The sequence below is a fragment of the Pseudomonas brassicacearum subsp. neoaurantiaca genome (assembly GCF_013608025.1).
Lineage (GTDB): Bacteria > Pseudomonadota > Gammaproteobacteria > Pseudomonadales > Pseudomonadaceae > Aquipseudomonas.
Genome location: NZ_VDLV01000001.1, coordinates 314,608 through 329,330, shown reverse-complemented (window position 1 = coordinate 329,330; position 14,723 = coordinate 314,608). Strand labels below are relative to the sequence as shown.

At 61.2% G+C, this 14,723-nt stretch carries 13 protein-coding genes; 5 read left to right on the top strand and 8 right to left on the bottom strand.

The window, feature by feature from the left end:
• On the top strand, positions 1-223 hold a 223-nt coding region (locus FHK92_RS27605; protein ID WP_219915911.1), incomplete at its 5' end, for a hypothetical protein.
• Between the two features lie 17 nt (positions 224-240).
• Here FHK92_RS27605 and FHK92_RS01440 read toward each other — a convergent pair.
• The gene (locus FHK92_RS01440; RefSeq protein WP_181286468.1) at positions 241-546 is read right to left on the bottom strand and encodes a transposase; all 306 of its coding nucleotides are present in this window, start codon (positions 544-546) and stop codon (positions 241-243) included.
• 482 nt (positions 547-1,028) lie between these two features.
• Between FHK92_RS01440 and FHK92_RS01435 the strand changes: the two genes are divergently transcribed.
• The 3 genes from FHK92_RS01435 to FHK92_RS01425 all read left to right on the top strand — a co-directional run bounded on the left by FHK92_RS01435 (position 1,029) and on the right by FHK92_RS01425 (position 4,387).
• A complete protein-coding gene (locus FHK92_RS01435) occupies positions 1,029-2,039 on the top strand; it encodes a zinc-binding alcohol dehydrogenase family protein (protein WP_181286467.1) in 1,011 nt (336 codons plus the stop codon).
• A gap of 16 nt (positions 2,040-2,055) precedes the next feature.
• Positions 2,056-3,582, top strand: coding sequence for a UxaA family hydrolase (locus FHK92_RS01430; protein ID WP_181286466.1), 1,527 nt, complete (start codon positions 2,056-2,058; stop codon positions 3,580-3,582).
• A 91-nt stretch (positions 3,583-3,673) separates the two neighbouring features.
• Positions 3,674-4,387, top strand: a complete 714-nt coding sequence (locus FHK92_RS01425; RefSeq protein WP_181286465.1) for a FadR/GntR family transcriptional regulator — start codon at positions 3,674-3,676, stop codon at positions 4,385-4,387.
• Positions 4,388-4,595: 208 nt separating this feature from the next.
• Here the strand turns inward: FHK92_RS01425 and uxuA are convergent, their stop codons facing one another.
• The 6 genes from uxuA to FHK92_RS01395 all read right to left on the bottom strand — a co-directional run bounded on the left by uxuA (position 4,596) and on the right by FHK92_RS01395 (position 11,936).
• Positions 4,596-5,783: a mannonate dehydratase gene (gene uxuA / locus FHK92_RS01420; protein ID WP_181286464.1), complete on the bottom strand. Its 1,188-nt coding sequence runs from the start codon at positions 5,781-5,783 to the stop codon at positions 4,596-4,598.
• 17 nt (positions 5,784-5,800) lie between these two features.
• Positions 5,801-7,255, bottom strand: coding sequence for a mannitol dehydrogenase family protein (locus FHK92_RS01415; RefSeq protein WP_181286463.1), 1,455 nt, complete (start codon positions 7,253-7,255; stop codon positions 5,801-5,803).
• Positions 7,256-7,272: 17 nt separating this feature from the next.
• On the bottom strand, positions 7,273-8,565 hold the full coding sequence (locus FHK92_RS01410) for an MFS transporter (RefSeq protein WP_181286462.1): 1,293 nt from the start codon (positions 8,563-8,565) through the stop codon (positions 7,273-7,275).
• A gap of 77 nt (positions 8,566-8,642) precedes the next feature.
• Positions 8,643-9,674: a Zn-dependent oxidoreductase gene (locus tag FHK92_RS01405; RefSeq protein ID WP_181286461.1), complete on the bottom strand. Its 1,032-nt coding sequence runs from the start codon at positions 9,672-9,674 to the stop codon at positions 8,643-8,645.
• A gap of 54 nt (positions 9,675-9,728) precedes the next feature.
• Positions 9,729-10,940 carry a D-mannonate dehydratase ManD gene (gene manD / locus FHK92_RS01400; protein ID WP_181286460.1) on the bottom strand — a complete coding sequence of 404 codons (1,212 nt, stop codon included), beginning with the start codon at positions 10,938-10,940 and terminating at the stop codon, positions 9,729-9,731.
• 3 nt (positions 10,941-10,943) lie between these two features.
• Positions 10,944-11,936 carry a sugar kinase gene (locus tag FHK92_RS01395; protein ID WP_181286459.1) on the bottom strand — a complete coding sequence of 331 codons (993 nt, stop codon included), beginning with the start codon at positions 11,934-11,936 and terminating at the stop codon, positions 10,944-10,946.
• A gap of 152 nt (positions 11,937-12,088) precedes the next feature.
• On the opposite strand from FHK92_RS01395, the gene kdgR reads away from it, so the two are divergent.
• Complete coding sequence (kdgR, locus tag FHK92_RS01390; RefSeq protein WP_181286458.1) at positions 12,089-12,871, top strand: DNA-binding transcriptional regulator KdgR; 783 nt, start codon at positions 12,089-12,091, stop codon at positions 12,869-12,871.
• Positions 12,872-13,164: 293 nt separating this feature from the next.
• Here the strand turns inward: kdgR and FHK92_RS01385 are convergent, their stop codons facing one another.
• Complete coding sequence (locus FHK92_RS01385) at positions 13,165-14,712, bottom strand: carbohydrate porin (RefSeq protein WP_181286457.1); 1,548 nt, start codon at positions 14,710-14,712, stop codon at positions 13,165-13,167.
• Positions 14,713-14,723 lie beyond the last annotated feature (11 nt).

The following is a 14,723-nucleotide window of genomic DNA, read 5'->3' as shown; positions in this document are numbered from 1 at the left end:
TCAGCGCTCGGACAAGGCTCCTTCCAGCTGTTATTTTCTGAGCCTTCAGGCCTTTGCTAATCTTTCTGGAGCCCATGGCTTCGCGGCTTTCGCTGTGCAGCTCACCGACTTTCAACCTGAGTTCCTCACGTCTGATCCGCGGCTTGGCCCGCCGTTGAATCCACTCATAAAAGCTGCTGCGCTTCACACCGAAAACACGACACACCACGGCCGTCGGAAATGACTCTCTTAGCTCTGCGATCATCGGAAACGATCGGGATCCGACATCAAGAGAGCGGTAGCCTTTTTTAGTATTTCGGCTTCCATTTCCATACGCTTGATCTTGGCCTTTAATTCCTGAATCTGGCGTTGATCTTCGGTAATCGCCTTGGTGCCTTTAACTGGCTGCCCCTCGCGCTCCTTGCGAACCTGATCAACCCAGCGCCGCAAAGCAGTGGGCCCGATATCCAGCGATGCACATACATCTAGAACCGGGCAGTTATCATCAAGCACCATGCTGGCAGCGTGCAGCTTGAACTCGCGGGTATAGACCTTTCTTTCGTTCATGGGACCTCCAAGTTGGCGAAATCATATCGCCCTTAAGAGGTGTCCGGAATTATTAGGCCAGTTCACCTCGCTCCCACAGAGATCTTGGGTGTCCATGAGCTTTGCATTCAGCGCGAAACCTTGTGGGAGCGAGCTTGCTCGCGAAAGCGGTGGTTCAGCTTGCATCCATGTCATGTCCAAGACCGCCATCGCGAGCAAGCTCGCTCCCACAGGGAATTTCTCGACAACCGGAACCTGATTTCACCGTATCAAAGTGTGGAGGCGAGTTGGCTCGCGCTTACGACTATTGGTCAGTCCAATCTATTTTTTTCTAGATTGGTCTTGCCAATATTTTTTTTGGCGCGTAGTTTCGGACCGGCATCAACGGCATATCGCTGCCGTCCATTATAAAAAACAGCGCCTCGGTTCCAGCAGCCGCGCGCCCAAACCCTCCTCCCGCCTGCGCTCAAGCATTGCCTGCAGGCACGCCAAGGAGCACCGACATGCTGACTGTCATCTGCAACGAACCCGGTTCATTAACCGCCCTCGAACGTGAAAAACCACTCAGGAAACCGGGAGAAATCCTCATCCGGGTCAAGCGCGTCGGGGTCTGCGGCACCGACCTGCACATCTTCACCGGTAATCAGCCGTACCTTGAATACCCGCGCGTGATGGGCCACGAATTCTCTGGGACCGTGGACGCCACTGACGATGCCAGCGAGTTGGCGGTGGGTGACGTCGTCTATGTGATGCCCTATTTGTCTTGCGGAGCCTGCATTGCCTGCCGCCAGGGCAAGACCAACTGCTGCACGCGGATCCAGGTGCTGGGGGTTCACTGCGACGGTGCCTTCACCCAATACCTGAGTGTTCCTCATCAGTTCGTGCACAAGGCGGATGGGATTTCCCTCGATCAGTCCGTGATGATTGAATTCCTCTCGATCGGTGCTCACGCCGTGCGTCGCTCCAATGTGCAGGCAGGGCAAAACGCCCTGGTGGTCGGCACCGGCCCGATCGGCATGGCAGCGGCGATCTTCGCCAGCCTGCGCGGGGCGAAAGTCACCGTGCTGGATACCCGCGAAGATCGCCTGTCGTTCTGCAAGGAACACTTGGATATCCACGCCGCCGTGCAAATCGGCGACGGCGACAAACAAGCCCTGGCCGACCTGACCGACGGCGATTTTTTCGACGTGGTATTCGATGCCACTGGCAATGCGCGGGCGATGGAGCGTGGGTTCGAGTTCATCGCCCATGGTGGCACCTACGTGATGATCTCGGTGGTGAGGGATTCCATCACCTTCTCCGACCCTGAATTCCACAAGCGTGAAGCCACCTTGATGGGCAGCCGCAATGCCACTCGGGAAGACTTCCGGCACGTCGAGCAATGCTTGCGCGATGGCTTGATCCCGGATGCCGCGCTGAACACCCACCGACTGAACCTGGCCGATGTGCCCGATTCGTTCGCCACGTTGCTCGACCCGAAACAAGGCGTCGTCAAGGCAATCATCGAGTGCTGAAATCGGAGGACGCAGCATGAACCCAATTTCTTCTTTGCTAGTCCTGGCACCCGGCGACGATGTCGCGGTGGCCCGTGGCGATATCGTCGAAGGCCAGGCCGTGAGTGCCGACGGCATCGCACTGATCGCTCGGCAACTCGTCCCATCCGGTCACAAGCTCGCCTTGCGCAAGGTGTTGGCAGGCCAGCGCGTGCTCAAGTACGGGCAGGTCATCGGCCAGGCGACCCAAGACATCGAGCCCGGCGATCATGTCCATGTGCATAACCTGGACATGCCCACCAGCACCGCAGGGCACAGCGTACAGAACATCTATGTGCCCACCTTGCTCAGCAAGAATTCCGCTACGTTCGAAGGCTACGTCCGCGATGACGGACGCGTCGCCACCCGTAACTACATCGGCGTCGTCTCCAGCGTCAATTGCTCGGCCACCGTCTGCAAGCAGATCGCCAACGCCTTCTCTGCCGAGCGCTTGAAAGACTTCCCCAACGTCGATGGCATCGTTGCAATCACCCATGGCAGCGGCTGCGGCATGGGCGCCAAGGGCGAAGGCATCGATATCCTCAAGCGCACCTTGCGCGGTTATGCCGACCACGCCAATTTTGCCGGTGTGCTGCTGATCGGACTCGGTTGCGAGGTCAACCAGCTCACACCGTTGATGAATGAATTGGGGAACCGCCCCGCTGTGCTCAAGGCCAGCCTCATCATCCAAGAGGAAGGCGGTACGCGCGAAACCGTGCAACGCGGCATCGCCCAGATTGAAGCGATGCTGCCCCTCATCAACCAATGCCGGCGGACGACCGTTGCCGCCAGCCATCTATGTGTTGGCTTGCAATGCGGCGGTTCGGATGGTTACTCGGGCATCACGGCCAACCCGGCGTTGGGCGCCGCCGTAGACCTGCTGGTGCAACAGGGTGGCACCGCGATTCTTTCGGAAACACCGGAAATCTACGGCGCCGAACACTTGCTGACGGCCCGCGCCGCGTCCGCCGAAATTGCAGAAAAACTGATGGAACGGATCCGTTGGTGGGAAGCCTACGTTCGCCACAACGACGGCGACATGAACAACAACCCGTCTCCGGGCAACAAGGCTGGGGGCATCACCACTATCTTGGAAAAATCCCTGGGCGCCGTGGCAAAGGCCGGTGCGAGCGGACTGATGGGCGTCTACCAGTACGCCGAAACGGTCGATGCCCCAGGGTTGGTGTTCATGGATACGCCCGGCTACGACCCGGTGTCGGCTACCGGCCAGGTGGCAGGCGGCGCGAATCTCATTTGCTTTACTACGGGCCGCGGATCGACTTATGGATGCAAACCCACACCATCTTTGAAGATCGCCACCAACACCCGCCTGTTTCAGCGCATGGAGTTGGATATGGACTTCAATGCCGGCCGTATCGTCGATGGGCTGGAGTCGGTGGCGCAGGCCGGGGAGCGGTTGTTTCGGCTGATGCTGGAGACCGCTTCCGGACGTCGTACGTGCAGTGAGGAAAACGGCTTGGGCGATAACGAGTTCCTGCCCTGGCAGATCGGCGCGGTGATGTGAGCCGCAGTGTTGCTACCCTTTCCTGTGGGAGCTCGCTCCCACAATCAGGCGCCTATGGTAGCCTTTGCGCACTCTCCGATGGACGCCACCCATGGTCTCACCGATCAACGCCACCGAACGCAAGCCGTATCAGAAGATCGCCGATCAACTGCGCAGCTACATTGCCCAAGGGGATTTCAAAGCGGGCTCCAGACTCCCTCCGGAGCGCGACCTGACCCAACTGCTGGGGGTTTCGAGGCCATCGCTGCGTGAAGCGCTGATCGCCTTGGAAATAGACGGCGACATCGAGATCAAGATGGGCTCCGGCGTGTACGTGCGGGCCAGGTCAAAGGATGGAAAAAGCCAGGCCATGACCTTGGGCGAAAGCCCTTCTGAACTGATGCAGGCCCGCGCATTGATCGAAGGTGAGTCGGTGATCCTGGCTTGTTTGCATGGCAAGAAAAGCGATTACCGCTACCTGCAGGAATGCATCGATGCCATGCGCGCGAGCATCGCCAACGGCCTGCCGCCGCTGGAGGACGATCGCAAGTTCCATCAGCGCCTGGCAAAAATGAGCGGTAATTCTGCCCTGGTCCGAATCATCACGGCGCTCTTTGATGAACGACACACCCCGCTCTCCGCTCACCTGAGCAAGCACTCGGAAAATACCCAGACCTGGGAAGCCGCCGTCGTCGAGCATGAGGCGATCCTGCACGCCGTCGCCAGCAAGGATGTGCTCGGCGCCCAGACCTCGATGCGCCAGCACCTGAACCGTTCGGAGAACCGCTGGTTGCAGGCGCTGGAGCCGGAAGACAACAGCGACTGAGCCCACGGATTGGCTTTTGTGGCGAGGGAGCTTGCTCCCGAAGAATTGCACCCCGTAGGAGCTGCGTAGGAGCTGCCGAGTGCAACGAGGCTGCGATCTTTACCCTGCTCGTTGAGTCGTGAGCGAAAGATCAAGATCAAGATCAAAAGATCGCAGGCTTCGCCAGCTCCTACAGAGCCCAGCGGGAGCAAGCTCCCTCGCCACGGGTTTAGTGTGGCGTCTGGTTCAGTTGTTGGCGCACAGCCAGTTCCACCCCGCGGATTTCCGCCAGGCCCTTGAGACGGCCGATCAGCGAGTAACCGGGATTGCTCTTGCGCTGCTGGTCGTCGAGCAGTTGGTGCCCATGGTCCGGACGCAACGGCAGGCGCGGGCCGCCTTCACGTTCGCGCCGGCGCTCTTCAGCCACCAAGGCGCTGATCACCCCGACCATGTCCACGTCGCCATCCAGATGATGGGCTTCATGGAAGCTGCGCGGGTCGGCTTCCCGGCGGGTCGAGCGCAAGTGAGTGAAGTAGATGAACGGCGCAAACTGCTTGGCCATCGCCACCAGGTCGTTGTCTTCGCGCACGCCATAGGAGCCGGTGCAGAACGTCAGGCCATTGGCCGGGCTGGGCGCGGCATCGAGCAGCCATTGGGCGTCCTCGGCGGTGGAGAGGATGCGTGGCAAGCCAAGCAGTGCCCGGGGCGGGTCATCCGGATGGATCGCCATGCGCACGCCCACCTCCTCCGCCACCGGGATCACGGCGCGTAAGAAGTACCCCAGGTGTTCACGCAGCTTGGCCTCGTCGATGTCGGCGTAAGTCCCCAACAAGTCCCGGAAATTATCCAGGCTGTAGTGTTCCTCGGCGCCGGGCAAGCCAGCGATCAAGGTGTTGACCAACGTTTCGCGCGCGACCGGCGTCAGTTGCTCGACATAGGCCTTGGCCTGCTGGATATCCTCGGCGCTGTATTCGGCCTGCGCACCCGGGCGCTGAAGGATGAACAGGTCGAAGGCGGCAAACGCGGTCTGATCGAAACGCAGCGCCCAGCCACCGTCCGCCAGCTCATGGAACAAGTCGGTGCGAGTCCAATCCAGCACCGGCATGAAGTTGTAGCAGACGATATCGATGCCGCAGCTCGCGAGGTTGCGCACGCTTTGCTGGTAGTTGGCGATGTACTCGTCGCGCCGCCCGCAGCCGCGCTTGATGTCTTCGTGCACCGGGATGCTTTCCACCACCGACCAACTCAGGCCGGCCGCTTCGATCATCGCTCTGCGCGCTGCGATGGCCTCCACCGGCCACACCTGGCCATTGGGAATCTCATGCAACGCGGTGACGATGCCGGTCGCACCGGTCTGGCGAACGTCCGCCAGGGAGATCGGGTCTTTAGGGCCAAACCAACGCCATGTCTGTTCCATATTGTTCTCCTTGTTAGTCAGTTGGGTGTGGCAACGGTAAGCAAAAGCTCGTCCACGCCGTCGCGGGCCAGGGCGCTGTAGGCGCGGTGCACGGCATCGCGAAACGCCGGGCGGGCCGACAGTGCCGGTGGGAAGATTTCGTCCAGACCGAGAAACGCGTCCACCCGCGATACGCCGTCGAAGCGTCCGGCAAGATCGGCGAAGGTGGCGCTCAACGGGTCGTCGACCACATGCGCCGGACGTCCGGGCAACGGTTGCGTGCAGTAGTGAATCCAGGCGGCGATGCCCAGCGCGGTGCAGTCGATGCCGCGTCCCTGGTCGAGCAATTGCTGGGCGCCAAGCAACCAGCGTTGCGGCAGTTTCTGCGACCCGTCCATGGCGATCTGGCGCAAGCGGTGTTGCAGGCTGTCGTTGGCAAAACGCGCCCGAAGGTCTTCGGCATATTTCATTAGATCAATACCGGCCGGCATGTCCAAAGTGGGCACCGCTTCTTCGGCCATGTAGCGCTCGATGAGGCGTGCCAGTCGCCCATCGTTGACGGCCTCGAAGACCGACTCATGGCCCGCCAGCAAACCCACGTAGGCCAGCAGCGAATGGCTGCCATTGAGCATGCGCAGTTTCATCGTTTCAAACGGGCGCACGTCGTCGACCATCTGCACGCCTTCCACTTCCCAGTCCGGTCGTCCAAGGGGGAAATGATCCTCGACCACCCACTGGCTGAAGCTTTCGCTGACCACGGCCGCGCGGTCGTGGCAATCCAGTTGCTCCAATCGGCGGAAGGATTCCTCGTCCATGGCCGGCACGATGCGGTCCACCATGCAGCTGGGAAACGCCACCTGCTGCTCAACCCACTGCGCCAACGCTGGATCCTGCAACGCCGCCAGGGCGCTCACGGCCTGGCGGGTGCGCTGGCCGTTGTCGGGCATGTTGTCGCAGCACAACACGGTGAACGCCGCGATGCCTGCGGCGCGACGTCGGCGCAGGGCTTCAAGGACGATCCCCGGCGCCGAGCGTGGCATGTGCGGATGAGCGATGTCATGGGCAATCGTCGGATCATCGCGGCGCAACTGCCCGGAAGAAGGGCTCAGGCAATAGCCTTTTTCGGTGACGGTGAGCGTGATGATCCGCGTTTGCGGCGCGGCCATGCGCTCAAGCAGTTGCTCCAGCTCATGACCGCCCTCACCCGCATACAAGGCCTCGCGCAGCACCCCGATTTCTCGCAGCGTCACTTGTTCGCGGTCGCGGTATTCGGCCACATGGTAGCGGCCGTCCTGCTCGCGCAATTGCTCGACCAGGGTGTGATTGGAGCGCAGGTTGGCGCTGCACAGACCCCATTCGCTTTCGCCGTGGCGATTGAGATGGCGTTGCAGGTAGACCGCCTGGTGGGCGCGATGAAACGCGCCCAGGCCCAGGTGCACGATACCAATCTGCGTTGCGCTACCGGTGCAAGGAACGCGGTTCACTACGGGCATCGATTCACTCCTTCTGTTCAGGGATGGCCCAGGGCCGACGCGGGTTGCGGGCTTTGTGCCGCCGAGTTGCCGGTGTCCGCCACGGACAGCGGTTTCACGTAGCGCGCCACGCACACGGCACCGATCACGGTCAGCAGCCCCGCCAGCAGGAACGCACTGGTGAACGAGCCGGTGAACTGCACCAGGAACCCCGTCAAGGTCGGGCCGACAATGCCCGAGGTGTTAGCCAGAAAATGCATGAAGCCACTGACGCCACCCACCCGCGCGGCCGGGACGGTGTCCTGGATGATCGCCCAGTAGATCGCACCGGTGAGGTAGAGGAAGAACACCGCCAGCGCGACGAGAATCACCGCCGGATACAAGGTCGTTACCATCCCCGCACAGGCAATGCAGGCGGCGCAGGCCAGCAGGCAGGTCACGAGCACGACTTTGCGCGAGAACATCATCCGCCCGGTCTTCTTGAACACGAAGTCGGAGATGAAGCCACCCAGGGCGAGGCCGAGGAATCCCAAGACCCAGGGAATGACCGTGGCGATGCTCATGTCCTTGACGTTCAGGCCGTGGGCCATGGTCAGGTAGCTGGGGAACCAGGTCAGGAAGAAGAACAACGTGTAGTTATAGGAAAAGAACGCCAGCGAGGTGAACAGCACCGTCGGCTGCTTGAGGTAGAAACGCAGCGGGAATACCGGTTGCGCCGCCATTTCGCTTTGCCCCTCGGCCCGCAGGATGTCCTCGGCGCCCTCGCCTTCAGGCCGCTCCTTGACGAACTTGAACCACACGGCCGCCCAGATCAGGCCGACCACCATGATGATAATGAACGACACCTTCCAACCGTAGGTGACGGCAATAAAGCCCACCACCGGGCCGGAAATCGCCCCGCCCAGCGGCGTGCCGGACATCGACGCACCAATGGCCCGTGCCCTGCGCTTGGGGGTGTACCAGTTGTTCACCATTTTGCTGGTGGTGACGCTCAGCGGTCCTTCGCCCATGCCGAACAGGATCCGGATGAGCACCAGCGAAGCGAAGCCCACTGTCAGCACCGTAAGGCCGCTGAACAACGACCACAAGACCATCGCCAGCAACAACGTGGTCTTGGCGCCGTAACGGTCGGCGGCCCAGCCACCGATGAAGTTGAAGGCGGCGTAGCCGACGAAGAAACTGCTGAAGATCATGCCCATCTCACCCGTACTCAGACCGTAGTCCTTCTGGATGAAAGGCGCCGCCACAGACAATGCCGACCGGTCGAGGTAATTGATCACCCCGGCCAGGAACAGCATGATGATGATTAAGCTACGTCCTTGACCAAACATGGTGGAACCTCCCGCTTGTTGTGTTTATTCGGTGAGGGTGCCCATGACGGGCACGATGGAACGGTGGTACAGACGGCTCAGTGATGGGCGTTCGTCAGCTCCACCAGCACTTTTCGGGTTTGCTCGGGGTGTTTTTCGATCAGGTCGATGGCGCCGGGCATGTCGTCGAACGTCACGCGATGACTGATCAGGTCTTGGACCTGCAATTTGCCACTGGCAATCAACTCGATCACCCGGGGGAATTTGCGGTTGTTGAGCCGCGAACCCACCAGGGTCAGCTCCTTCTTGATCATTTCCAACTGCACCAGATCGCTGGGCGTCGCATTGAAACCCAGCAACCCGATGCGCCCGGCCGGCGAGGCCAGGCGCACCATCTGCGGCATCAATGCCGGAATGCAGGCGGCATCGACAATCAACGGCACGCCTTCGCCGTCAGTCAGTTCGCGCATGGCTGCTTCGACATCCACTTCCTGGCCGTTGAGGGTCCGACTGGCGCCCAGCGCGCGCGCCGTCTCCAGGCGACTGTCGATGACATCGGTGACGGTGATGTCGGTCAATCCCAGCGCCTTGGCCATCTGCACCAGAGTCAGGCCGATCACCCCGGCGCCATAGATCAATACGCTGTCGCCCGGATGGGGCTGCATGCGATCGAGCACATTCAGGGCAATGGAATACGGTTCGACCAGGGCGCCGTGGCTGAGGGACATCGAGTCGGGCAAGCGGTGGGCGTTTTCGGCCGGTACACAGACCTGCTCGCTGAAGCCGCCGTCGCGGTGCACGCCGATCACTTGCAGACGCGTGCAGACATTCGGCCTGCCGATGCGGCAGGGATAACAGGTGCCGCAGCTGATCACCGGATCGATGCACACCCGGTCGCCTGCCTGAAGGTGCTCGACGCCTTCACCCACTTGCCGGATCACCCCGGAAAATTCATGGCCGGTGACACGGGGAAAACGCACGAATGCGTTCTGCCCATGGATGATGTGCATGTCCGAGCCACAGATGCCGGCGTACGCCACATCGACCTGGACCTCACCCGGGGCAACCTCGGGTCGATCGACCTGGGCCAGTCCGAACTCGAAGGGTGCTCTTACCTGGAACGCTTTCATCGGGTCACTCCTGGCGGGACGTTCGCCCCGCTTACTCAAAGGGTTCAAACCGTTTCACCAGTGCCAGAGCGTGCCGTCTTCAAGACGGTTGACCGGCAGGCTGGCGCGCTTGTAGGGGTACTGGCGGGCGAGGTCTTCGTCGATGTCGACGCCATGCCCCGGTGTTTCGCCCGGCGTGAAGTGGCCGTCCTCGAAGCGATAGGCATGGGGAAAGACTTCATCGATGCGGTCTTCGTGAGGCATGTGTTCCTGGATGCCGAAGTTGGGCACCCAGGTATCGAAATGCAGCGCCGCGCCCATGCACACCGGGGACAGGTCGGTGGCGCCGTGAAAGCCGGTGCGCACCTGGAACAGCGCAGCGAAGTCGGCAATACGGCGCACATGGGTAATGCCGCCGGCATGCACCAGCGTCGTGCGGATGTAGTCGATCAATTGCTCCTGGATCAACTCGCGGCAGTCATGGATCGAGTTGAACACCTCGCCCACGGCCAGCGGCGTGGTGGTGTGCTGGCGGATCAGGCGAAAGCTCTGTTGGTTTTCCGCCGGCGTGCAGTCTTCCAGCCAGAACAGGTTGTACGGTTCGACGGCTTTGCCCAGGCGCCCGGCTTCGATGGGCGTCAGGCGATGGTGCACGTCATGGAGGATATGCAAGTCGTCGCCAAAGCGTTCGCGCACGGCGGCGAACAGCTTGGGCACGTAGTTGAGGTATTTGGCGGTGTCCCACACATGCTCGGCGGGCAGGTCGCTGTCAGCCGGTTCATAACGCTCGCCGCTGCGCTTGGCGACGCCGTAGGTGGTGGCAATACCGGGCACGCCGCATTGCACGCGCACGGCTTTGTAGCCCAGCTCGACGTGACGGGCGACTTCGTCCAGGCACCCTTCGATGTCCTTGCCCGTGGCATGCCCATAGACCATCACCCGCTCGCGGCTCCTGCCGCCGAGCAATTGGTACAACGGCATGTTCGCGGCCTTGGCCTTGATGTCCCACAGCGCCACGTCGACGGCGGCGATGGCGGTCATGGTCACCGGCCCCCGGCGCCAGTACGCACCGCGATACAGGTACTGCCAGATATCCTCGATGCGGTGCGCATCACGGCCGATCAGCGCAGGCAGGACGTGCTCTTCAAGATACGCGACGACCGCCAGTTCGCGGCCGTTCAAGGTCGCATCGCCGATACCGTAGAGGCCTTCATCGGTGACGATTTTCAACGTGACCAGGTTGCGCCCCGGGCAGGTAACGATGACACGCGCTTCGACGATTTTCATAAGTCAGACCTGTGCAACAGAAGGAAGTGAGGAAGTGCCCATGTTCGGCATGGCCGCCTTGGGAATCAGCGCGCCCCGGTACTGGACGACCTGGGCCGCCAGGCGATGGCCCCAACGAGCGGCCTGCTCCGGATCACCGCCACGCAGGCGGCAGGCCAGGTAGGCGGCGCTGAAGGAATCGCCTGCAGCGGTGGTGTCGACGACACGGGCGACGGTTTGCGCGGGGACTTCAAGACGCCCGGTCGGGCACTGGATCAGGCAACTGGCGGCGCCACGCTTGAGGACCACTTCGCGTACGCCCACCTCGGCATAGGCTTCGAACAGGGCTTCCGTGTCGCGGTAGCCGAACAGCAGCGCGTCGTCTTCCCACGTAACCAAGGCCAGGTCGGTCAAGGGCAACAGTTCGCGGTAAGCCTGTCGGGCGGTTTCAGGATCGGGCCAGAGATGGGGACGGTAGTTGTTGTCGAAGGCGATGCGCGAGCCCGCACGGCGAGCCCGGTGCAAGGCTTGGATCAAACGTTCGCGCCCTTGGGGCACGAGGATCGCCAGGCTGATGCCGCTCAGGTAGATGTAGTCGTAATCAGCCAGCGCCTCGAGCAAGACATCGGCTTCGGGACCTTCGAACAGGCGCCGCGCCGCCGCTTCCCCGCGCCAATAGAGGAAACGTCGCTCGCCGTGTGGATCGGTCTGGATGAAGTACAGCCCAGGCAGCGCGTCTTCGATCACGCGCACATGGGCGTCACCGATGCCCTCTTCCAGCCAGGACCGGCGCATGGCAGCGCTGAACGCATCGCTGCCCACCGCCGTCATGTAATCCACGACAACTGCGCGATGCGGGTTCAATCGCGCCAGATAGACCGCGGTGTTGAGCGTATCGCCACCGAACGTCTGGGTGATCGCGGCACCGGGCTCGCCGCGCATCTCGATCATGCATTCCCCGACCAACGCGACCTTCAATGGGCGTGCAGCTGGGCAATGGTTAAGCGTCACATCCATCATTACGCGCCTTTTTTGTTTTTAAAACGGCGTTTCATTTTTATCTCAAGGCCCGAGTCTAGTCAGATTTCCAGTCGCGTCAAGCAAAAATGAAACAGCGTTTTGTTCTTCTTGCGTATATCCTTGGGTTTTACTTTCACGTTGGAGCCTTCATGGACAACAGCGTCATTCCCAATAACGATCTGGTGTCGGCGGTGGGCCGGACCATGGCCGTGCTCGAGGCATTGGCCGAGCACCCGGAAGAAAGCGGCGTATCGGAAATCGCCACCAAACTGGACATGTCGAAGGCCACGGTTTATCGCTTCTTGCAGTCGCTGAAGGCCCGTGGCTATGTGGTGCAGGATGCCGAGGATCGCTATCGCCTGAGCGTGCGCCTGTTCGAATTGGGCGCCCAGGCCCTGCCCCACCTGGACATCGTCCGGGAAGCGGAGCCGGGCATGCGGCGGATCAACGAGCTGACCGGCGAGACCGTCCACCTGGGGATTCTCGACGAAGGCAGCATCGTCTACGTGCACAAGATCGACTCCAAGTACAACCTGCGCATGTATTCGCGGATCGGTCGGCGAGCGCCGTTGTACTGCACCGGCATCGGCAAGGTGCTGATGGCCTGGCTCGAAGAAGACGAGTTGCTGGCGCACCTGGCGCAGGAAAGCTTCGAGCGCCGCACGGCCAATACCTTGACCAGTGTCGAGGCGTATTTGCAGGAATTGGAAATCGTTCGCCAGCAAGGCTATGCCGAGGACCACGAAGAGTTCGAAGACAACATGCGCTGCCTGGCAGCACCGATCCGCGACCGTTTCGGCCACGTGATCGGCGGGATGAGCGTCTCATTCCCGTGCTTTCGCTTCAGGGAAGAGTTGAAGCAGGACTATGTGAAGCAATTGATGCAAGCGACCCAGCAGATCTCAGGTCAGTTGGGTTGGCACGGGCGCTAATCGTCGTCGGCAACCCCGTGGCGAGGGAGCTTGCTCCCGCTGGGTCGCGAAGCGGCCCTTTTTTTGGGCCTGCTGCGCAGTCCAGCGGGAGCAAGCTCCCTCGCCACGGGTCCGTCGTTGCTCTCAAGTGAATCGCATTGCCTGTGGGAGCGAGCCTGCTCGCGAAAGCGTCGGCACATCCAACATCACTGCAAGCTGACCCTCCGCTTTCGCGAGCAGGCTCGCTCCCACAGAGATCTTGGGTGTCCGTGAGCTTTGCATTCAGCCGCGCCCAGGGGTTCAACGGGTCGGGGTCAAAACCAGGTCTCCATCTGGATGCCGTACTGCCACACGCCGCCAGCGTTGAAGTCAGTCTTGCCAAAGGAATCCGTGGTGCTGTACCTATCCAGGTCCGACGACCAGTTCATGATGCTGGCGAACAAGCGTAATTCGGGGCGCGTGAGCAGGTCGCCCAGGTCGGGCTTGAAGGTTGGGGCGACCGTGAATTTCCAGAAGTTTCCGTCGACCGCATTGCGTTGCAGGTAGCCCTTGGGGTCAAGCTTCATGGTTTGCCAGCTCATCTCGTAGGCCATCTCGAAATTGCTGTTGATCGCATTGGCCAACCGCACGTTGAGCGTCATCCAGCGGTAGTCATCACCCTTGACGTAGCGGTCCTTGCTTTGTTCGGCCAGCAGGCTCGGGCCGATGCGCCAGTCGGAGGCCAGGGGCGTTTCGCCGTACAACGCCACGCGTAAGGCGCGGGCATCGTCGATCAGTTCCCCGTCGGCACCAACGTTCTTGACCTCCGCTCCCAACCCCTGTCCATAGAGCAACGCCGTCTTGAAGAAGCCTTCGCGACCGAAGAAGTTTTTCTGGTGATTGGCAACCATGCTGTGCAAGCCGGAATCGGCCGGCGCCAGCCCTGCTTCGTTGACACGGGTGCCGAAGTCGTTTTTCTTCGAGCCGATGGCATTGAACATCCACTGCCACTGCCCACCGTCGAAAAACTGGTTGGACGTCAGGATGTAGCTTTCCACATCGGCATTGACGCCGCCCTCGCTGAAATCCCCATAGTTGCGACCGATCAATGAGTAGTTCGAGCGCCAATTCCTGTTCATCTGCACATCGTAGATACCGCCGCCGGTACCCGCCAGATAGACAACATCGGAGTCCAACCAGTGGATGTCGAAATTGTCCCTGTCGAAGCGCTTGCCTGCCCACAGGGTCGAGTTTTCGAACATCGCGTTGCCCTTGAATGCCGCGAGGTGATCGAGTTCGGTGAACACCTGGCGCACGTTCAGGTTGCTTTCTTCGGCTGTCCAGTCATTGGAGCTTTCCACGCCATCGGCAATGGACACCGTGAATTTGGAGCGGGTGCCGTTCTGCGCGTACAACTCTTTCGACAGGTCGATGCGCATGTAGGTGTCGTCCTCGTTTCCGAGTCGCCCGACGGCGCCACCGACAGAACCGGCCGGGGTGGTGTACGGACCGCCACGCCCACCGCCCAACCCATCGTTGATCAACAATCCGGAACGGGCGTAGCCCTTGAAGCTGAAGCCGTCCGTGAGGTGTGCGCCACTGTCCTGCTTTTCCGGGCTTTGCTGGCGGGCTTCGAGTTTTGCCAGGCGCGCATTGACCGTCGGCGTTGCAACGGCGGCAGCAACCGCTGGCGCGGCGAGTTTGATTTGTTGCAGTTCCCTGGCGAGTGCCTGGGTTTGCTGTTCGGCGGCGGCGGCACGTTTTTCCGCGGCGCTGGCCCGGGCTTCAAACGCCGCCATGCGCTCTTCCAGAGTGGCGGCCTGAGAGGTGGCTGCCGAGGCGCCGAGCACGCTTGCGAGTAGCCAGCTTGATGCTTTCTGCATGTAAATATTCC

Coding starts and splice junctions, on each gene's coding strand:
- FHK92_RS01440 (WP_181286468.1), bottom strand. CDS start 546: ATGAACGAAAGAAAGGTCTATACCCGCGAGTTCAAGCTGCACGCTGCC.
- FHK92_RS01435 (WP_181286467.1), top strand. CDS start 1,029: ATGCTGACTGTCATCTGCAACGAACCCGGTTCATTAACCGCCCTCGAA.
- FHK92_RS01430 (WP_181286466.1), top strand. CDS start 2,056: ATGAACCCAATTTCTTCTTTGCTAGTCCTGGCACCCGGCGACGATGTC.
- FHK92_RS01425 (WP_181286465.1), top strand. CDS start 3,674: ATGGTCTCACCGATCAACGCCACCGAACGCAAGCCGTATCAGAAGATC.
- uxuA (WP_181286464.1), bottom strand. CDS start 5,783: ATGGAACAGACATGGCGTTGGTTTGGCCCTAAAGACCCGATCTCCCTG.
- FHK92_RS01415 (WP_181286463.1), bottom strand. CDS start 7,255: ATGCCCGTAGTGAACCGCGTTCCTTGCACCGGTAGCGCAACGCAGATT.
- FHK92_RS01410 (WP_181286462.1), bottom strand. CDS start 8,565: ATGTTTGGTCAAGGACGTAGCTTAATCATCATCATGCTGTTCCTGGCC.
- FHK92_RS01405 (WP_181286461.1), bottom strand. CDS start 9,674: ATGAAAGCGTTCCAGGTAAGAGCACCCTTCGAGTTCGGACTGGCCCAG.
- manD (WP_181286460.1), bottom strand. CDS start 10,940: ATGAAAATCGTCGAAGCGCGTGTCATCGTTACCTGCCCGGGGCGCAAC.
- FHK92_RS01395 (WP_181286459.1), bottom strand. CDS start 11,936: ATGGATGTGACGCTTAACCATTGCCCAGCTGCACGCCCATTGAAGGTC.
- kdgR (WP_181286458.1), top strand. CDS start 12,089: ATGGACAACAGCGTCATTCCCAATAACGATCTGGTGTCGGCGGTGGGC.
- FHK92_RS01385 (WP_181286457.1), bottom strand. CDS start 14,712: ATGCAGAAAGCATCAAGCTGGCTACTCGCAAGCGTGCTCGGCGCCTCG.